The sequence below is a fragment of the Streptomyces sp. NPDC020807 genome (assembly GCF_040641575.1).
Lineage (GTDB): Bacteria > Actinomycetota > Actinomycetes > Streptomycetales > Streptomycetaceae > Streptomyces.
In genome coordinates, this window is record NZ_JBFADU010000029.1 from 1 (window position 1) to 13,634 (window position 13,634).

Consider the following 13,634-nt stretch of genomic DNA (forward strand, 5'->3'; position numbering starts at 1 on the left):
CGGCGGCCCCGGTCGCCGAGGCCGCCCCGGTCGCCGAGGAGGCCCCCAAGGCCCCGCGCGCGCGCCGGTCGGCGAGGAAGGCCGCCGCCGAGCCGGTCGTCGAGGCCGCCAGGGTCGAGACCGCCGTCGAGGCCCCGGTCGCCGAGGCCCCCGTCGTCGAGACGCCGGCCGCCGAGGTCGCGGCCGAGGTTCCGGCCCCGCGCCGTCGCCGCACGGCCCGCCGCGCCGCCGGTTCGCCGGGCGCCCCCGAGGCCGCCCCGGCGGTCGTCGAGGCCCCGGCCGCCGAGCCCGCGCCGGTCGTCGAGGAGGCCCCCAAGGCTCCCCGCGCCCGCCGCACCGCTCGTCGCGCCGCCGGTTCGCCGGTGAACGCGGAGGCCGCCGCGGTCATCGTCGTCGAGTCGCCCGTCGTCGCCGCGCCGGTCGCAGAGGAGGCCCCCAAGGCCCCGCGCGCCCGCCGCACGGCCCGTCGCGCCGCCGGTGCGCCGGTCGCCGCCGCCGAGGCCGCCGCCCCGGTCGTCGTCGAGCCGGCCGCCCCGGTCGTCGAGGCCGCGCCGGTCGTCGAGGAGGCCCCGAAGGCGCCCTCCCGTCGCCGTACGACGAAGAAGGCCGCCGCCGAGGCTCCGGCCCCGGTCGCCGAGGAGGCTCCCAAGGCCCCGCGCGCCCGCCGGACGACGAAGAAGGCGGCCGCGGAAGCGGTCGCCGCCAAGGCCCCGGTCGCCGAGGCCCCGGTCGTCGAGGCCCCGGTCGCCGCGGAGGAGGCCCCCAAGGCCGCCCCCCGCCGCCGTACGGCCAAGAAGGCCGCCGCCGAGCCGGTCGCCGAGGCCGTCGTCGAGGCGCCGGTGACGGAGGAGGCCCCGAAGGCTCCGCGCCGCCGCACCACGAAGAAGGCCGTCGCCGCCGAGGCGCCCGACGCCTCGGAGCCGAAGACGCCGACCCGTCGGCGCACGACGAAGAAGGCCGTCGCGTCCGAGGCTCCGGCCCCGGCCGAGGAGGCCCCCAAGGCTCCGCGCCGCCGCACCACCAAGAAGGCGGCGGCCACGGCCGAGGACTGATCCCGCGCCCGACACGGGACAACGGAACAGCGGAAACCGTGCGGCCCGCCCCCGAGAGGGGGTCGGGCCGCACGGCCGTTCCGCCGCCGCCCCCGGAGGGCCGGCCGGGGGCGGCGGGATTACAGTCCGTACATGAGCAAGCCCCGGTCCCTCGCCCTCCCTCCCCGCACCCAGGCCCGTCGTCTCGTCACCGCCCGTGGTGACTTCGCCGTGCTCGACACGGCCCCGGCGGGCGAGCGGCGGGGGACGGTGCTGCTGCTGCCCGGGTACACCGGCAGCAAGGAGGACTTCCTCGCGCTGCTCGGACCGCTCTCCGACGCCGGTTACCGGGCGGTGGCGGTGGACGGGCGGGGCCAGCACGAGACGCCCGGTCCCCGGGGCCGGGCCGCGTACCGCCGGAAGGCGCTCGCGCTGGACGCCGTCGCGCAGGCCGCCGCCCTCGGCGAGGGGCCGGTGCACCTGCTCGGCCACTCCTTCGGCGGGCTCGTGGCCCGCGCCGCGGCCTCGCTCGCCCCGGCCGCCTTCCGCTCACTCACCCTGCTCTCCTCCGGTACGGGCCGGGTGGCCCGCCCCCAGCGCGTCCGCGTGCGGATGCTGCGGGGCGCGCTCGCGGTGCTGCCGAAGGACCGGGTGTGGGAGGCGATGTGCCGTCTCGACGCGCGCGGCGAGGAGCCCGGCGCGGTCGACGCGCCGGAGCTGACCCGCTTCCTGCGGCGGCGCTGGATGCGGACCAGGATCGCGCAGCTCTCGGGCGCGGGCCGGCTGCTCGTCGCCACCAGGGACGGTACGGAGGAACTCCTCGACCTGCGGATGCCGCTGCACTTCGCGTACGGGGCGGACGAGATGGTCTGGCCCACGGCGGAGCTGGCCGCGGCGGCGGCCCGCACCGGCGCGCACCACTCGGTGGTCACGGGCGCGGGCCACTCCCCCAACGTCTCGCACCCGCGCGAGCTGGCGGAGCGGCTGACGGCCTTCTGGGACCGGGCCGACGCCGACGCCGTCGCCCGTGCCGGTTCCCGTACGGGTGCTAGTACTGCGTCTTGAGGTGCTGCCAGAAGCCGTCCCGCAGGGCCCTGCGGAGGGCGGCGTGGCCGCGCAGGGAGCGGCTGAGCAGGCGTTCCGCCTCGACCAGGAGGTCCTGGTCGACGGCGCCCGGCAGGTAGGGCGCGCCCGGCAGGAGCTCGGCGAGGCGGTCGCGGCCGCGCTCGGCGAGCCAGGTGGCTGCGATCTGCGCGCCGACGAAGCGGACCTCCTCGCGGGAGGGCGGCGGCTCGCCCTCGTTCTCGTACGTCGTGACGGGGCGGCGGGTGACGTACGGGCGGCAGAAGTCGAGGTCGAAGGTGCGCTGGCTGTCGACCTCCCAGAGGAGGGCCTCGGCCTGGTTGCGGCCCTCGGCGGCCTCGATGCCCCAGAGGTGGACGCGGGCGCCGTAGCCCTGCGCGGCCTCGACGGCCGAGACGAGGTCCTCGTCGCCGCCGACGAGGGCGGCGTCGCTGATGGCGCGGTGGCGGGCGAGGGACTCCAGGTCGGTGCGGATGAGGGAGTCGACGCCCTTCTGCTGGTTGTTGGCGTTGAGGTTGCCGAGGCGGACCTTGACGTCGGGGAGCTCGGCGATGGCCTGCTGCTCGGGCGTGTGGATGCGGCGGCGGGCGCCGTCGTACCAGTAGACGCGCAGGAGCCGGCTGTCGGCGAAGATCGTGCGGGCCTTGTCGATGAAGGCCTCGATGAGGCCCTCGGCGTCGAGGTCGAAGGAGCGCCGGTCCTCGGTTCCCGTCACCAGCAACCCGGCCGACGCATAGACGTAACCCGCGTCGACGAAGATGGCGTGGGTGGAGGGGGTCTTGGCGACCTCGGCAAGCATCCGTTGCAGGAGCTCATTGGTGCGCTCAAGCCGGGCGCCGATCGTGTCCTCGTCGTTCATACGGCCCTTTCTACCAGCCAGTATTTAGCCATCCGAAAATTTTCCTTAGCGTAAGGAATGTTTCCGGCATGCCGTCCGTTGGATCTCTACGTAACGCAGTTCTCCTCCAGGAGGATCAACTCAGACGAAGGGAGAAGCCCATGCGCTTCGAAATTCTGCGACTGGACGACATCGACGGCACGCCCGTCGACCGGACCGTCGTGGACGCCGCCTCCGTCAATCGGATCGTGCAGCAGGCCGCCGCGATCGGCCAGCGCATCTGGATCCGCCCCGCCGAGACCTCGGCCTCATAACCGGTCAGGTCCGCACCACGCACCGCGCCCCCGCATGGACTCCGCACAGCGGAATCCGTACGGGGGCGCAGTGGTGTCCGCCCGGGGAGGGCGGTCAGGCGTTCTGGATGACCTGGGTGACGCCGTTGATGATCTGCTGCACCGCGATGGCGGAGAGCATCATGCCGGCGAGGCGGGTCACGAGGACGACGCCGCCGTCCTTGATGACGCGGATGATCACGAGCGAGTAGCGCATGGTCAGCCAGAGCACGACGTGCATGGCGGCGATCGCGGCCCAGACGGAGACCTGCGCGGAGACGCTGTCGGCGTTCTGGACGGCGAGGATCACCGAGACGATCGCGCCGGGCCCGGCGAGCAGCGGCATGCCGAGCGGGACGAGCGCGACGTTGACGTCCTTGGTCTGCTTCGGCTCGTCGGTCTTGCCGGTGAGCAGGTCGAGCGCGATGAGCAGCAGGAGCAGGCCGCCCGCGATCATCAGCGCGGGGACGGAGACGTGCAGGTAGTCGAGGATCTGCTGACCGAGCAGGCCGAAGACGGTGATGACGCCGAAGGCGACGGCGACGGCCTGCCAGGCCATGCGGCGCTGCACCTTGGCCGGGCGGCCGGAGGTGAGGGCGAGGAAGATCGGCGTGATCCCCGGGGGGTCCATGATCACGAAGAGGGTCAGGAACAGCGAGCCGAAGACGGCGGCGTCGAACACGGTGAGGGTGCCTTGCGGGAGAGGTCGAACAGTGGGGTGTCGCGCCCGTCGACCGGAACAAGAGATTCCGGAAGAAGGGCGGCAGGAGCGCCACCACCGCGCGGCTCGGGGCCGCACGGGGCTGGCTTGCGGGGTACGGGGCGGGGGCGGCGGCGCACCGGTCCGGGACGGACGGCGGCGGACGCGCGGCAGGTCAGGGACGGCGCACAGCACGCCGTACGGGACGCCCGCACGGCTGCGGGCCGCTCGTGTGCCCGGCGCGGAGCGCGCGGGGCCCAGGAGCCGGAACCGTGACGGCGGACGCGGACGAGCCCGACCGGCGCGGGAGCAACCGCCCGGCACCGGCCTCACCCCCGAAGAGGAGCTACACGGCTCCCCCGGCGCCGGGGACCGGGAAGGCCCCCGCCGCGCGGCGGGTGATCTCGCCGTAGATCTCGGGGTCGGTGGTGTACTCGCCGAGGCGGCAGGTCTTGCGGCTGCCGTGGTAGTCGCTGGAGCCCGTGGTCAGCAGACCCAGCTCCTTCGCGAGCCCGCGAAGCCGCGCGCGCGTCGCCTCGTCGTGGTCCATGTGGTCGACCTCGATGCCGTCGAGTCCGGCCTCCGCGAGCCGGGCTATCGCGCTCTCCGGCACGACCTGGCCGCGCTTGACGGCGGCCGGGTGCGCGAAGACGGTGACGCCGCCGGCGGCCTTGACCAGCCGGATCGCCTCGACGGGGTCGAGCTCGTGCTTCCCGACGTACGCACGGCCGCCGTCCGAGAGCCACTCGGGCGTGAAGGCGCCGGAGACGTCGGGGACGACCCCGAGCTCGACGAGCGCCTCGGCGACGTGCGGGCGGCCGACGGAGCCGTCTCCGGCGATGCGGGCGACCTGCTCCCAGGTGACCGGGACGCCGAGCTCCTGGAGCTTCGCGACCATGCCCTGCGCGCGCGGCACGCGGTCGTCGCGGACGAGCTCGCGCTCGGCGAGGAGCTCGGGCTCCTCGGGGTCGAAGAGGTAGGCGAGCATGTGCAGGCCGATGCCGTCGAGGCGGCAGGAGAGCTCGGCTCCGGTGACGAGGGTCAGGCCCTCGGGCAGCGCGGCGATCGCCTCGGCGTGTCCGCGGGTGGTGTCGTGGTCCGTGAGCGCGACGACGTCGAGCCCGGCCGCGGCCGCGTTCCTGACGAGCTCGGCGGGCGTGTCCGTACCGTCGGAGGCCGTGGAGTGGGTGTGCAGGTCGATGCGCACGACGCGGTACTCCGGGGGCTCGGGACGGACGAGGGACGCTCCAGCATAACGGGCGAATCGAACACTCCCGTACGGACCGTCAGGGACCCGGGCGGCGTCCGGAGCGCGCGTGCCGGGCGGGCCGGACCCCGCGCCCGCGGTCAGACGGGGCCCAGGAGCCTCGGCGTGAGCGCGCCGCACGGCACGAGCTCGACCTCGGCGCCGGCGTCGCGCAGGTCGGTCAGGACGAGCTCGTCGTACATGAGGAGGCCCGACTGCTCGGGCCAGACGATCGCCCAGAGCCACAGGCCGCGCGCCTCGCCCGCGAAGACGGCGCGGTCGTGCGGGGTGCCGGTGACGTGCCAGAGCGGGGTGGGGCGGCCGGCGGCGAGCACCTTGGCCGCGGGCGGCTTGTCGATGGCCATGCCGGAGCCGGGGTCGAGGCCGTCGATGCCCGCGTACCGCGCGCCGAGGCCGACGCCGAGCTCCTCGGCGACGAGGATCAGCTCGCCGATGCCGCCGAGCGGGCCGGGGCCCGAGCAGGCGACGGCGGTCGCCCGTCCGCCGCTGCGGTCGTCGCCGGCGTACGCGACGCCGGTGAAGAGCCAGCCGACGGGCAGCGGCCACGGCATCCACACGGGCACGTGGGAGCGGTGGACCACGACGCCGAGGGCCTCGACGCTGGGCGGGATCACGGGCTGGAGCGGGTGCACCGAGCCGTGCACGTCACACTGCCAGGAGTCGGCGAAGAGACCGGGCGCCCTGACCCGGCCACCGCACTTCGGACAACTGGGTTCGCCCCTCATAGGGCTCAACGGTCCTACCCCTCGTGCCCCGCGTCAAGGACGCCGGGGGACGATCACCCGTCCGGCCCGAGCCGTTCACCCGCAGTGCCCACAGGGGTCACACGAGCCCCTTCCGAGGGTCAGTCCAGGGCGACGGACCTGCGCAGCGGATCCCGGAGGTCGGTCCCCCCGGCGAGCCAGCGCTCCTCCAGGGCCTGCGCCCCGTGCACCCGCTTCCACGCGGCCTCGTTCGAGGTCATCGGCAGCAGCGGCAGGAAGCGGACGGGGTCCATCGGGTCGTCGAGCTCCAGGTCCTCGACGAGCCCGCCGGACTCGGCGACGAGGACGGAGGTGAAGGAGGCGCCGGGCCAGAGGGGCTCGCCGACGTCGAGCGAGGCGCCGGGGGCGACGATCACGCCCTCGACCTGGGGGGTGGCGGCGAGCACTGCGAGGGGGCGGAGCACCTTGTCGGTGTCGGCGAGGCCGGCCCGTACGGTGAGGACGAGCTCGGCGCGCGGCCCCTTGACAGGGTCGGCGAGCGCGGCGGTGGGGTCGGCCATCGGCGCGGCGGACATGCCGAGGGTCGCGTACCGCACGAGGTCGCCCTCGACGAAGCGGAGGACCTCGATCCGGTCGGTGCCGAGGAAGGTCACCGCGGCCCGCGCGTCCGGTTCGCCGAGCGCCGTCCGCAGCCGGGCCTCGACCAGAGCAAGAACTTCTCCCATGGGTTGAGCATAAAGCGCGTATGGAACGGGCAAAGTCAAGGATTGACCCTCTGTCGGCTGATAGTCTTGGCCGCTGGTCGGGAGTCCCGAACTCCTGATTACTCGTCACACGTCATCCCCCACGGGGGACCGGCCGGAGGAGGTGGGACTGCGATGGACCGAAGTCGGTCGGGCAGTACCAGCCGCTCTTCCGCCGTCTCGCACCCCCGCCCGGTGCGGCCTTCTCTCCGGTGATTCCCGGGTCCGGCTCGGACCCGCCCCTCCGGCATCTCGCTCGACGGAAGAGCAACTTCGCCTTTGCCTGTCTTGTAGCGAACGCCGTCACCGTGGTTCCCGGTGCCGCCCGCTTTGTGGACGACGTAGCTCCACGTCCCCATTCCGGGCTGTGCCACGCATCGCGCCGACGGCCACTCCGTGAGGGAGCATGCCCATGTCGATGATCCGTGACCTGCGCGCAGCCGTCCGTCCGAGCCTGCGGCCCGGCCTGCGCAAGACCCCGACCACGTACACCGCGTACGACCCCACCCGCGACCACTCCGCCTCCAGCGCCGTCGTCGACTGCGCCGTCTACCGCGACGGGCAGCGCGTCGACGACCGCTCCTGCCTCACGCCCCGGGGCGCGATGAGCCAGGTGCGGGAGAGCGGCGGCTTCGCCTGGATCGGGCTCCACGAGCCCACCGAGGCCGAATTCGCCGGAATCGCCGCCGAGTTCGGACTCCACCCGCTCGCCGTCGAGGACGCCGTCCACGCCCACCAGCGGCCCAAGCTGGAGCGGTACGACGACACGCTCTTCACCGTCTTCAAGACGATCCACTACGTCGAGCACGCCGAACTCACCGCGACCAGCGAGGTCGTCGAGACCGGCGAGGTCATGTGCTTCACCGGCCCCGACTTCGTCATCACCGTCCGGCACGGCGGCCAGGGCTCCCTGCGCAACCTCCGGCACCGCCTCCAGGGCGAGCCCGAGCTCCTCGCCAAGGGCCCGTCCGCCGTCCTCCACGCCATCGCCGACCACGTCGTCGACGGCTACATCGCGGTCGCCGACGCCGTCGAGCTCGACATCGACCAGCTGGAGATCGACGTCTTCTCGCCGACCGCGAAGAAGGGCTCCACGCGCGGTACGGACACCGGCCGGATCTACCAGCTCAAGCGCGAGGTCCTGGAGTTCAAGCGGGCCGTCACCCCGCTCCTGCGCCCGCTCGCGCTGCTCAGCGAGCGGCCGATGCGGCTGGTCGACCCCGACATCCAGAAGTACTTCCGGGACGTCGCCGACCACCTCGCGCGCGTCCAGGAGCAGGTCGTCGGCTTCGACGAGCTGCTCAACTCGATCCTCCAGGCCAACCTGGCGCAGGCGACCGTCGCGCAGAACGAGGACATGCGCAAGATCACCTCGTGGGCGGCGATCGTCGCCGTCCCCACGGCGGTCTGCGGCGTCTACGGCATGAACTTCGACCACATGCCGGAGCTCCACTGGAAGTACGGCTACCCGATGGTGCTCACCGGCATCATCGCGGTCTGCCTCACCATCCACCGCACCCTCAAGCGCAACGGCTGGCTGTAGGGCCCGCCCCTCTGGATAGGCTTCGGCCCATGACCGACACGCTGCTCACCGGCGCCCTCGTCGAGGAGGCCACCAAGAAGTCCGGCCTCGTCTGGGTGCGCGGCACCGGGCCCTCCCGCGCCCTCTGGCACGTCTGGCACGACGGGGCGGCGCACGTCGTCGGCGACGGCCCCGGCGAGCAGCCGCTGCCCGGCCTCGCCGACGGCGGTACGGCCGAGGTGACCGTCCGCAGCAAGGACAAGGGCGGCCGGATCGTCGCCTGGACCGCCTCGGTGCGCGAGATCGCCCCGCGGACGGAGGAGTGGGACGCGGCCGTCACCGAGCTCAAGGGCAAGCGGCTGAACGCCTCCGACGGCGAGGCCGTGCCGGACCGCTGGGCGCGCGAGTGCCGGGTCCTGCGGCTCGACCCGGTCGCCTCGACGACCGACCTGCCGGACGGCTCCCTCGCCGCCGTACCGCTGCCGTCACCGGCGACCACCCGCCGGCCGGTCCCGGCGGCGCTCCCGAAGCTGCTCCTGAAGAAGAAGCGCCGCGGGAAGTAGCGATCGGGCCCGGGGTCAGGTCCGGGGCAGCTGCATGCCGTAGTCGAGGGTCTCCTCCTGGGAGGGCTCCTCCAGCGGGAACTCCTTGTTCCACTCGGAGAGCACCACGACGCCCGCTCCCCCGCCGCGCGCGAACCTCAGCGGGTAGGGGGAGCCGTCGAGGGCCACGTCGAGGGTGCCGCCCTCGCCGTCCTCGCCGCCCTTGACCTTGACCGTGCGGACTCCGCCGATCTGGTCGCGGTCGCCCTTGACGGTCGTCCCGTGCAGCCCGATCAGGCCGTCCAGGAGCACGTCCATCTCCGTGAAGCCGCGCAGCTGCTTGTACGAGGGGTCGTCCTGCGGCACCTTCACGTACATGTCGTCGAGGGTGTCGGCGGCCTCCGCGTCCGCGTCGGTCGGTTCCGCCGTCGCCGTCTCCTCATGGGCCCAGAAGTCGGCGTCCGCCTTCAGGTACAGCGCGTCGCCGACCCTGAGCAGCTCGAAGGTGCTGTTCTTCGTCGCGACGGAGCCGGTGGCGCCGTCCTGCTTGAGCCGCATGTCGAGCTTGTACGTGCCGCCCTTGCTGACCAGCGTGCCCGCGAGCCGTACCGCCTTCGCGGAGTCGGCGGCGGTCTGCGCCTTCTGCTCGATCTCGGGGGCGGAGAGCCTGCCCACCCCGTTGGTCCCCTCGTCCGGATCGGCGGCGCAGGCACCGAGCCCGACCGTGAGACCGGCACAGAGCGCCAGGGGCGCGACGGTCCTGCGGATACGCGACGCCGGGGAACGTACGGCCATCAGCGCTGCCTCTCGAATCGTGGGGGCGGGGTGCCGTGGGCGACCGCTGTCCGGAGCGTCCGGAATGACCGGGTCCGTTTTCTGGGCCGAGTGGGGGGACGGCAGACCGCAGCGTACCCGGGCCGGATGAAGCCGCCGACGGCCAGCCGGACGGAGGCGCTGCCGGAGCGGGGATGATCGGCACGGGCTAGCCTGAACCCGGCAAAGCTCTGCAATCCCCGGCAAAGCAAGGCCACCGGTCGGACGGCGGTCCGGCGACGACTCGAATCGTTCGGCATCCAGGAGGCGCGTGGCATGGCGGCAGGCGCCCCCCGGATCTTCGTCTCCCACCTCGCGGGAGTCCCCGTCTTCGACCCCGTCGGCGACCAGGTGGGCCGCGTCAGCGATCTCGTCGCCATGCTCCGGGTCGGCCGCAGGCCCCCGCGCCTGCTCGGCATGGTCGTCGAGGTGCTCAGCCGCCGCCGCGTCTTCGTCCCCATGACCCGGATCACCGGCGTCGCCTCCGGCCAGGTCATCACCACCGGCGTCGTCAACATGCGCCGCTTCGAGCGCCGTCCCACCGAGCGGCTCGTCCTCGGCGAGCTCCTCGACCGCCGGGTCACCCTGGTCGACTCGGGCGAGGAGGTGACCGTCCTCGACGTCGCCATCCAGCGGATGCCCGCCCGCCGCGACTGGGAGATCGACAAGGTCTTCGTCCGCAAGGGCAAGGGCGGGGTGCTCAGCCGCAAGGGCGAGACTCTGACCGTCGAGTGGTCCGCCGTCACCGGCTTCTCCCTGGAGGAGCACGGCCAGGGCGCCGAGAGCCTTCTCGCCACCTTCGAGAAGCTCCGCCCCGCCGACCTCGCCAACGCCCTGCACCACCTCTCCCCCAAGCGGCGCGTCGAGGTCGCCGCGGCCCTCGACGACGACCGCCTCGCCGACGTCCTCGAGGAGCTCCCCGAGGACGACCAGATCGAGATCCTCGGCGAACTCAAGGAGGAGCGCGCCGCCGACGTCCTGGAGGCGATGGACCCGGACGACGCCGCCGACCTGCTCTCCGAGCTCCCCGAGGACGAGAAGGAACGGCTCCTCACCCTGATGCGGCCGGACGACGCCGCCGACGTGCGCCGCCTGATGTCGTACGAGGAGAACACCGCGGGCGGTCTGATGACGACCGAGCCGATCGTGCTCCGCCCGGACGCCACCATCGCGGACGCGCTCGCCCGGGTCCGCCAGCAGGACCTGTCACCGGCCCTCGCCGCGCAGGTGTACGTCTGCCGGCCGCCGGACGAGACGCCGACGGGCAAGTACCTGGGGACCGTCCACTTCCAGCGGCTGCTTCGCGACCCGCCGTTCACGCTCGTCAGCTCGGTCGTCGACAGCGACCTGCCGCCGCTCGGTCCGGACACCCCGCTGCCGGCCGTGACCAGCTACCTCGCCGCGTACAACATGGTCGCCGCGCCCGTCGTCGACGAGACCGGCTCGCTGCTCGGCGCGGTCACCGTCGACGACGTGCTCGACCACCTGCTGCCCGAGGACTGGCGCGAGACCGAGTTCCACCAGGAGGGGACCACGCATGGCCGCTGAGCGTACGCAGGAGAGGGACCGGGAGCGGGAGCGGCCGATGGCGCGCATCCGGCTCGACCTCCCGCGCGAGCGCCGGGCCAGACTGCTGCCGGAGTACGACCCCGAGGCCTTCGGGCGGCTCTCGGAGCGCATCGCCCGCTTCCTGGGGACGGGCCGGTTCCTCGTCTGGATGACGGTGACGATCGTCGTCTGGGTCGCGTGGAACATCTTCGCGCCGGCTTCGCTGAAGTTCGACCAGTACCCGTTCATCTTCCTGACCCTCGTCCTGTCCCTCCAGGCCTCGTACGCGGCTCCGCTGATCCTCCTCGCGCAGAACCGGCAGGACGACCGCGACCGGGTCAACCTCGAACAGGACCGGAAGCAGAACGAGCGGTCGATCGCGGACACCGAGTACCTCACGCGGGAGATCGCCGCGCTGCGGATGGGCCTCGGCGAGGTCGCCACCCGCGACTGGATCCGCTCCGAGCTGCAGGACATGCTCAAGGAGCTGGAGGAACGCATGGAGGAGCGCCTCGACGAGCGCCTGGCGGAACGCCTCGACGGGCGGCGCGATCTATTCCCGCCGGACGACGCGCGCGGAAGTGACGTACCCGACCGTTGACACGCCTCCATGGGCCGGTGCCCGGCGCCGTACCATCGTCCGTATGGCTACGGAAGACGCGGTGCTCGAAGCACTGGCGACGGTGAACGACCCTGAGATCAACAAGCCGATCACTGAGCTCGGCATGGTCAAGTCGGTGGAGATCGGTCCGGACGGCGGGGTCGCCGTCACGGTCTACCTGACGGTCTCCGGCTGCCCCATGCGCGAGACCATCACGCAGCGCGTGACGGAGGCCGTGTCCCGGGTCGAGGGCGTCTCCGGCGTCGAGGTCACCCTCGACGTCATGAGCGACGAGCAGCGCAAGGAGCTGGCGGCGGCGCTGCGCGGCACGGGCGCCGAGCGCGAGGTGCCCTTCGCGAAGCCCGGCTCGCTGACCCGCGTGTACGCGGTCGCGTCCGGCAAGGGCGGCGTCGGCAAGTCCTCCGTGACCGTGAACCTCGCCGCGGCGATGGCCGCCGACGGCCTGAAGGTCGGCGTCGTCGACGCCGACATCTACGGCCACAGCGTGCCCCGCATGCTGGGCGCGGACGGCCGTCCGACCCAGGTCGAGAACATGATCATGCCGCCGTCGGCGAACGGCGTGAAGGTCATCTCCATCGGCATGTTCACCCCGGGCAACGCGCCGGTCGTGTGGCGCGGCCCGATGCTCCACCGCGCGCTCCAGCAGTTCCTGGCCGACGTGTACTGGGGCGACCTCGACGTCCTCCTCCTCGACCTCCCCCCGGGCACCGGCGACATCGCGATCTCGGTCGCGCAGCTCGTCCCGAACGCGGAGATCCTCGTCGTCACCACCCCGCAGCAGGCGGCCGCCGAGGTCGCCGAGCGGGCCGGCTCGATCGCGGTGCAGACGCACCAGAAGATCGTCGGCGTCGTCGAGAACATGGCGGGCCTGCCGTGTCCGCACTGCGACGAGATGGTGGACGTCTTCGGCACCGGCGGCGGCCAGAAGGTCGCGGACGGCCTGACCCAGACCACGGGCGCGACCGTCCCGGTCCTCGGCTCGATCCCGATCGACGTGCGGCTCCGCGAGGGCGGCGACGACGGCAAGCCGGTCGTCCTCTCCGACCCCGACTCCCCCGCCGGCGCGGCCCTGCGCGCCATCGCGGGCAAGCTGGGCGGCCGTCAGCGCGGCCTGTCGGGCATGAGCCTGGGCATCACGCCGCGCAACAAGTTCTGAGACACGACATGACGAAGGGGCGCCTCACGGGGCGCCCCTTCGCCGTGCCTGCCGTGCCTGCCGTGCCTGCCGTGCCGCGCCTACTCCGTCATGTCTACGCGTACGCGTAGAGGTCGGGGATCTGCGCGAAGCCGAGCCCGTACGCGCTCATCCCCCGCCCGTACGCCCCCAGGTGGACCCCGGCGGCCGAGCCGGCGAGGACCCAGCCGAACTCGGTCTCGCGGTAGTGGAAGGGCATCGGCACGCCGTCGACGGGCAGCGAGAGGACCGACCAGGCCGGCCCGTCGAGGTCGTCGGCGAGCTCGAAGGCCGTCTCCGTCTGCTGGTCGAGCCAGTTGTCGCGGGTCACGTGGTCGAGCGAGGCGGGCCAGGTGTGGACGAGCAGCCCGGAGCCGGCCAGCCAGGCGGCCGAGGACACCGTGGTCGCGTCGAGGACGCCCGTACCGTCGCCGGTCCTGCGGACCGGGCTCGCCGCGACCGTCACGACGACCGCGAAGCGCTCCTTCTCCGCACCGCCGGCCTCGGACTTTATCGACGGCTCGTCACCGTGGCCGACGGATCCGTACTGGACGGAGCCGTCCGCCGCCGTACCGACCTGCATGAGCCGGCGAGGCCCGGTGAACGCCTCGTCGAGCCCGTACCAGGCGAAGGGCGCGCGCAGGAACCCTTCCGCTTCCACCCGACTCGTCGTCGTCATTCCGGCAGCCTCCTCGTTGCATCAACACAGGGAGGA

The 13,634-nt window shown here is 73.2% G+C and carries 14 protein-coding genes and 1 pseudogene; 8 read left to right on the forward strand and 7 right to left on the reverse strand.

Going from position 1 to position 13,634, the window contains the following annotated elements; all coding sequences use genetic code 11:
• A pseudogene (locus AB0G79_RS29120) lies at positions 1-1,052 on the forward strand (DEAD/DEAH box helicase); the annotation flags it as partial.
• 132 nt (positions 1,053-1,184) lie between these two features.
• The gene (locus AB0G79_RS29125; RefSeq protein WP_360811618.1) at positions 1,185-2,096 is read left to right on the forward strand and encodes an alpha/beta hydrolase; all 912 of its coding nucleotides are present in this window, start codon (positions 1,185-1,187) and stop codon (positions 2,094-2,096) included.
• Here AB0G79_RS29125 and AB0G79_RS29130 read toward each other — a convergent pair.
• Positions 2,080-2,973 (reverse strand): NYN domain-containing protein, encoded by an 894-nt coding sequence (locus AB0G79_RS29130; RefSeq protein ID WP_360811620.1) that lies wholly within the window; start codon positions 2,971-2,973, stop codon positions 2,080-2,082. The genes AB0G79_RS29125 and AB0G79_RS29130 overlap by 17 nt on opposite strands.
• Before the next feature lie 140 nt (positions 2,974-3,113).
• Here AB0G79_RS29130 and AB0G79_RS29135 point away from each other — a divergent pair, with 140 nt between their 5' ends.
• A complete protein-coding gene (locus AB0G79_RS29135; RefSeq protein ID WP_086823662.1) occupies positions 3,114-3,266 on the forward strand; it encodes a hypothetical protein in 153 nt (50 codons plus the stop codon).
• Between the two features lie 94 nt (positions 3,267-3,360).
• On the opposite strand, the gene AB0G79_RS29140 is transcribed toward AB0G79_RS29135, so the two are convergent.
• From AB0G79_RS29140 to AB0G79_RS29155, 4 genes are all read right to left on the reverse strand, one after another.
• A complete protein-coding gene (locus tag AB0G79_RS29140) occupies positions 3,361-3,966 on the reverse strand; it encodes a MarC family protein (RefSeq protein ID WP_360811622.1) in 606 nt (201 codons plus the stop codon).
• A 364-nt stretch (positions 3,967-4,330) separates the two neighbouring features.
• Positions 4,331-5,191: a PHP domain-containing protein gene (locus AB0G79_RS29145; protein WP_360811624.1), complete on the reverse strand. Its 861-nt coding sequence runs from the start codon at positions 5,189-5,191 to the stop codon at positions 4,331-4,333.
• 140 nt (positions 5,192-5,331) lie between these two features.
• Positions 5,332-5,976 carry a DUF6758 family protein gene (locus AB0G79_RS29150; RefSeq protein WP_360811626.1) on the reverse strand — a complete coding sequence of 215 codons (645 nt, stop codon included), beginning with the start codon at positions 5,974-5,976 and terminating at the stop codon, positions 5,332-5,334.
• 119 nt (positions 5,977-6,095) lie between these two features.
• Positions 6,096-6,680: a suppressor of fused domain protein gene (locus AB0G79_RS29155; protein ID WP_360811628.1), complete on the reverse strand. Its 585-nt coding sequence runs from the start codon at positions 6,678-6,680 to the stop codon at positions 6,096-6,098.
• 430 nt (positions 6,681-7,110) lie between these two features.
• Between AB0G79_RS29155 and AB0G79_RS29160 the strand changes: the two genes are divergently transcribed.
• Positions 7,111-8,241, forward strand: a complete 1,131-nt coding sequence (locus AB0G79_RS29160) for a magnesium and cobalt transport protein CorA (RefSeq protein ID WP_360811630.1) — start codon at positions 7,111-7,113, stop codon at positions 8,239-8,241.
• Positions 8,242-8,270: 29 nt separating this feature from the next.
• On the forward strand, positions 8,271-8,783 hold the full coding sequence (locus AB0G79_RS29165) for a hypothetical protein (RefSeq protein ID WP_360811632.1): 513 nt from the start codon (positions 8,271-8,273) through the stop codon (positions 8,781-8,783).
• A gap of 15 nt (positions 8,784-8,798) precedes the next feature.
• Here the strand turns inward: AB0G79_RS29165 and AB0G79_RS29170 are convergent, their stop codons facing one another.
• A complete protein-coding gene (locus AB0G79_RS29170) occupies positions 8,799-9,557 on the reverse strand; it encodes a hypothetical protein (RefSeq protein WP_360811634.1) in 759 nt (252 codons plus the stop codon).
• 294 nt (positions 9,558-9,851) lie between these two features.
• Between AB0G79_RS29170 and AB0G79_RS29175 the strand changes: the two genes are divergently transcribed.
• The 3 genes from AB0G79_RS29175 to AB0G79_RS29185 are packed head-to-tail and all read left to right on the forward strand — an operon-like array spanning position 9,852 to position 12,901.
• Positions 9,852-11,123: a CBS domain-containing protein gene (locus tag AB0G79_RS29175; RefSeq protein WP_360811636.1), complete on the forward strand. Its 1,272-nt coding sequence runs from the start codon at positions 9,852-9,854 to the stop codon at positions 11,121-11,123.
• Positions 11,113-11,724 (forward strand): DUF1003 domain-containing protein, encoded by a 612-nt coding sequence (locus tag AB0G79_RS29180; protein ID WP_360811638.1) that lies wholly within the window; start codon positions 11,113-11,115, stop codon positions 11,722-11,724. Before AB0G79_RS29175 ends, AB0G79_RS29180 begins: the two co-directional genes overlap by 11 nt.
• A gap of 43 nt (positions 11,725-11,767) precedes the next feature.
• Positions 11,768-12,901 (forward strand): Mrp/NBP35 family ATP-binding protein, encoded by a 1,134-nt coding sequence (locus AB0G79_RS29185; protein ID WP_360811640.1) that lies wholly within the window; start codon positions 11,768-11,770, stop codon positions 12,899-12,901.
• Positions 12,902-12,995: 94 nt separating this feature from the next.
• On the opposite strand, the gene AB0G79_RS29190 is transcribed toward AB0G79_RS29185, so the two are convergent.
• Positions 12,996-13,598, reverse strand: coding sequence for a hypothetical protein (locus AB0G79_RS29190; protein ID WP_360811642.1), 603 nt, complete (start codon positions 13,596-13,598; stop codon positions 12,996-12,998).
• Between the last annotated feature and the right edge of the window lie 36 nt (positions 13,599-13,634).

Coding starts and splice junctions, on each gene's coding strand:
- AB0G79_RS29125 (WP_360811618.1), top strand. CDS start 1,185: ATGAGCAAGCCCCGGTCCCTCGCCCTCCCTCCCCGCACCCAGGCCCGT.
- AB0G79_RS29130 (WP_360811620.1), bottom strand. CDS start 2,973: ATGAACGACGAGGACACGATCGGCGCCCGGCTTGAGCGCACCAATGAG.
- AB0G79_RS29135 (WP_086823662.1), top strand. CDS start 3,114: ATGCGCTTCGAAATTCTGCGACTGGACGACATCGACGGCACGCCCGTC.
- AB0G79_RS29150 (WP_360811626.1), bottom strand. CDS start 5,976: ATGAGGGGCGAACCCAGTTGTCCGAAGTGCGGTGGCCGGGTCAGGGCG.
- AB0G79_RS29155 (WP_360811628.1), bottom strand. CDS start 6,680: ATGGGAGAAGTTCTTGCTCTGGTCGAGGCCCGGCTGCGGACGGCGCTC.
- AB0G79_RS29160 (WP_360811630.1), top strand. CDS start 7,111: ATGTCGATGATCCGTGACCTGCGCGCAGCCGTCCGTCCGAGCCTGCGG.
- AB0G79_RS29165 (WP_360811632.1), top strand. CDS start 8,271: ATGACCGACACGCTGCTCACCGGCGCCCTCGTCGAGGAGGCCACCAAG.
- AB0G79_RS29170 (WP_360811634.1), bottom strand. CDS start 9,557: ATGGCCGTACGTTCCCCGGCGTCGCGTATCCGCAGGACCGTCGCGCCC.
- AB0G79_RS29175 (WP_360811636.1), top strand. CDS start 9,852: ATGGCGGCAGGCGCCCCCCGGATCTTCGTCTCCCACCTCGCGGGAGTC.
- AB0G79_RS29180 (WP_360811638.1), top strand. CDS start 11,113: ATGGCCGCTGAGCGTACGCAGGAGAGGGACCGGGAGCGGGAGCGGCCG.
- AB0G79_RS29185 (WP_360811640.1), top strand. CDS start 11,768: ATGGCTACGGAAGACGCGGTGCTCGAAGCACTGGCGACGGTGAACGAC.
- AB0G79_RS29190 (WP_360811642.1), bottom strand. CDS start 13,598: ATGACGACGACGAGTCGGGTGGAAGCGGAAGGGTTCCTGCGCGCGCCC.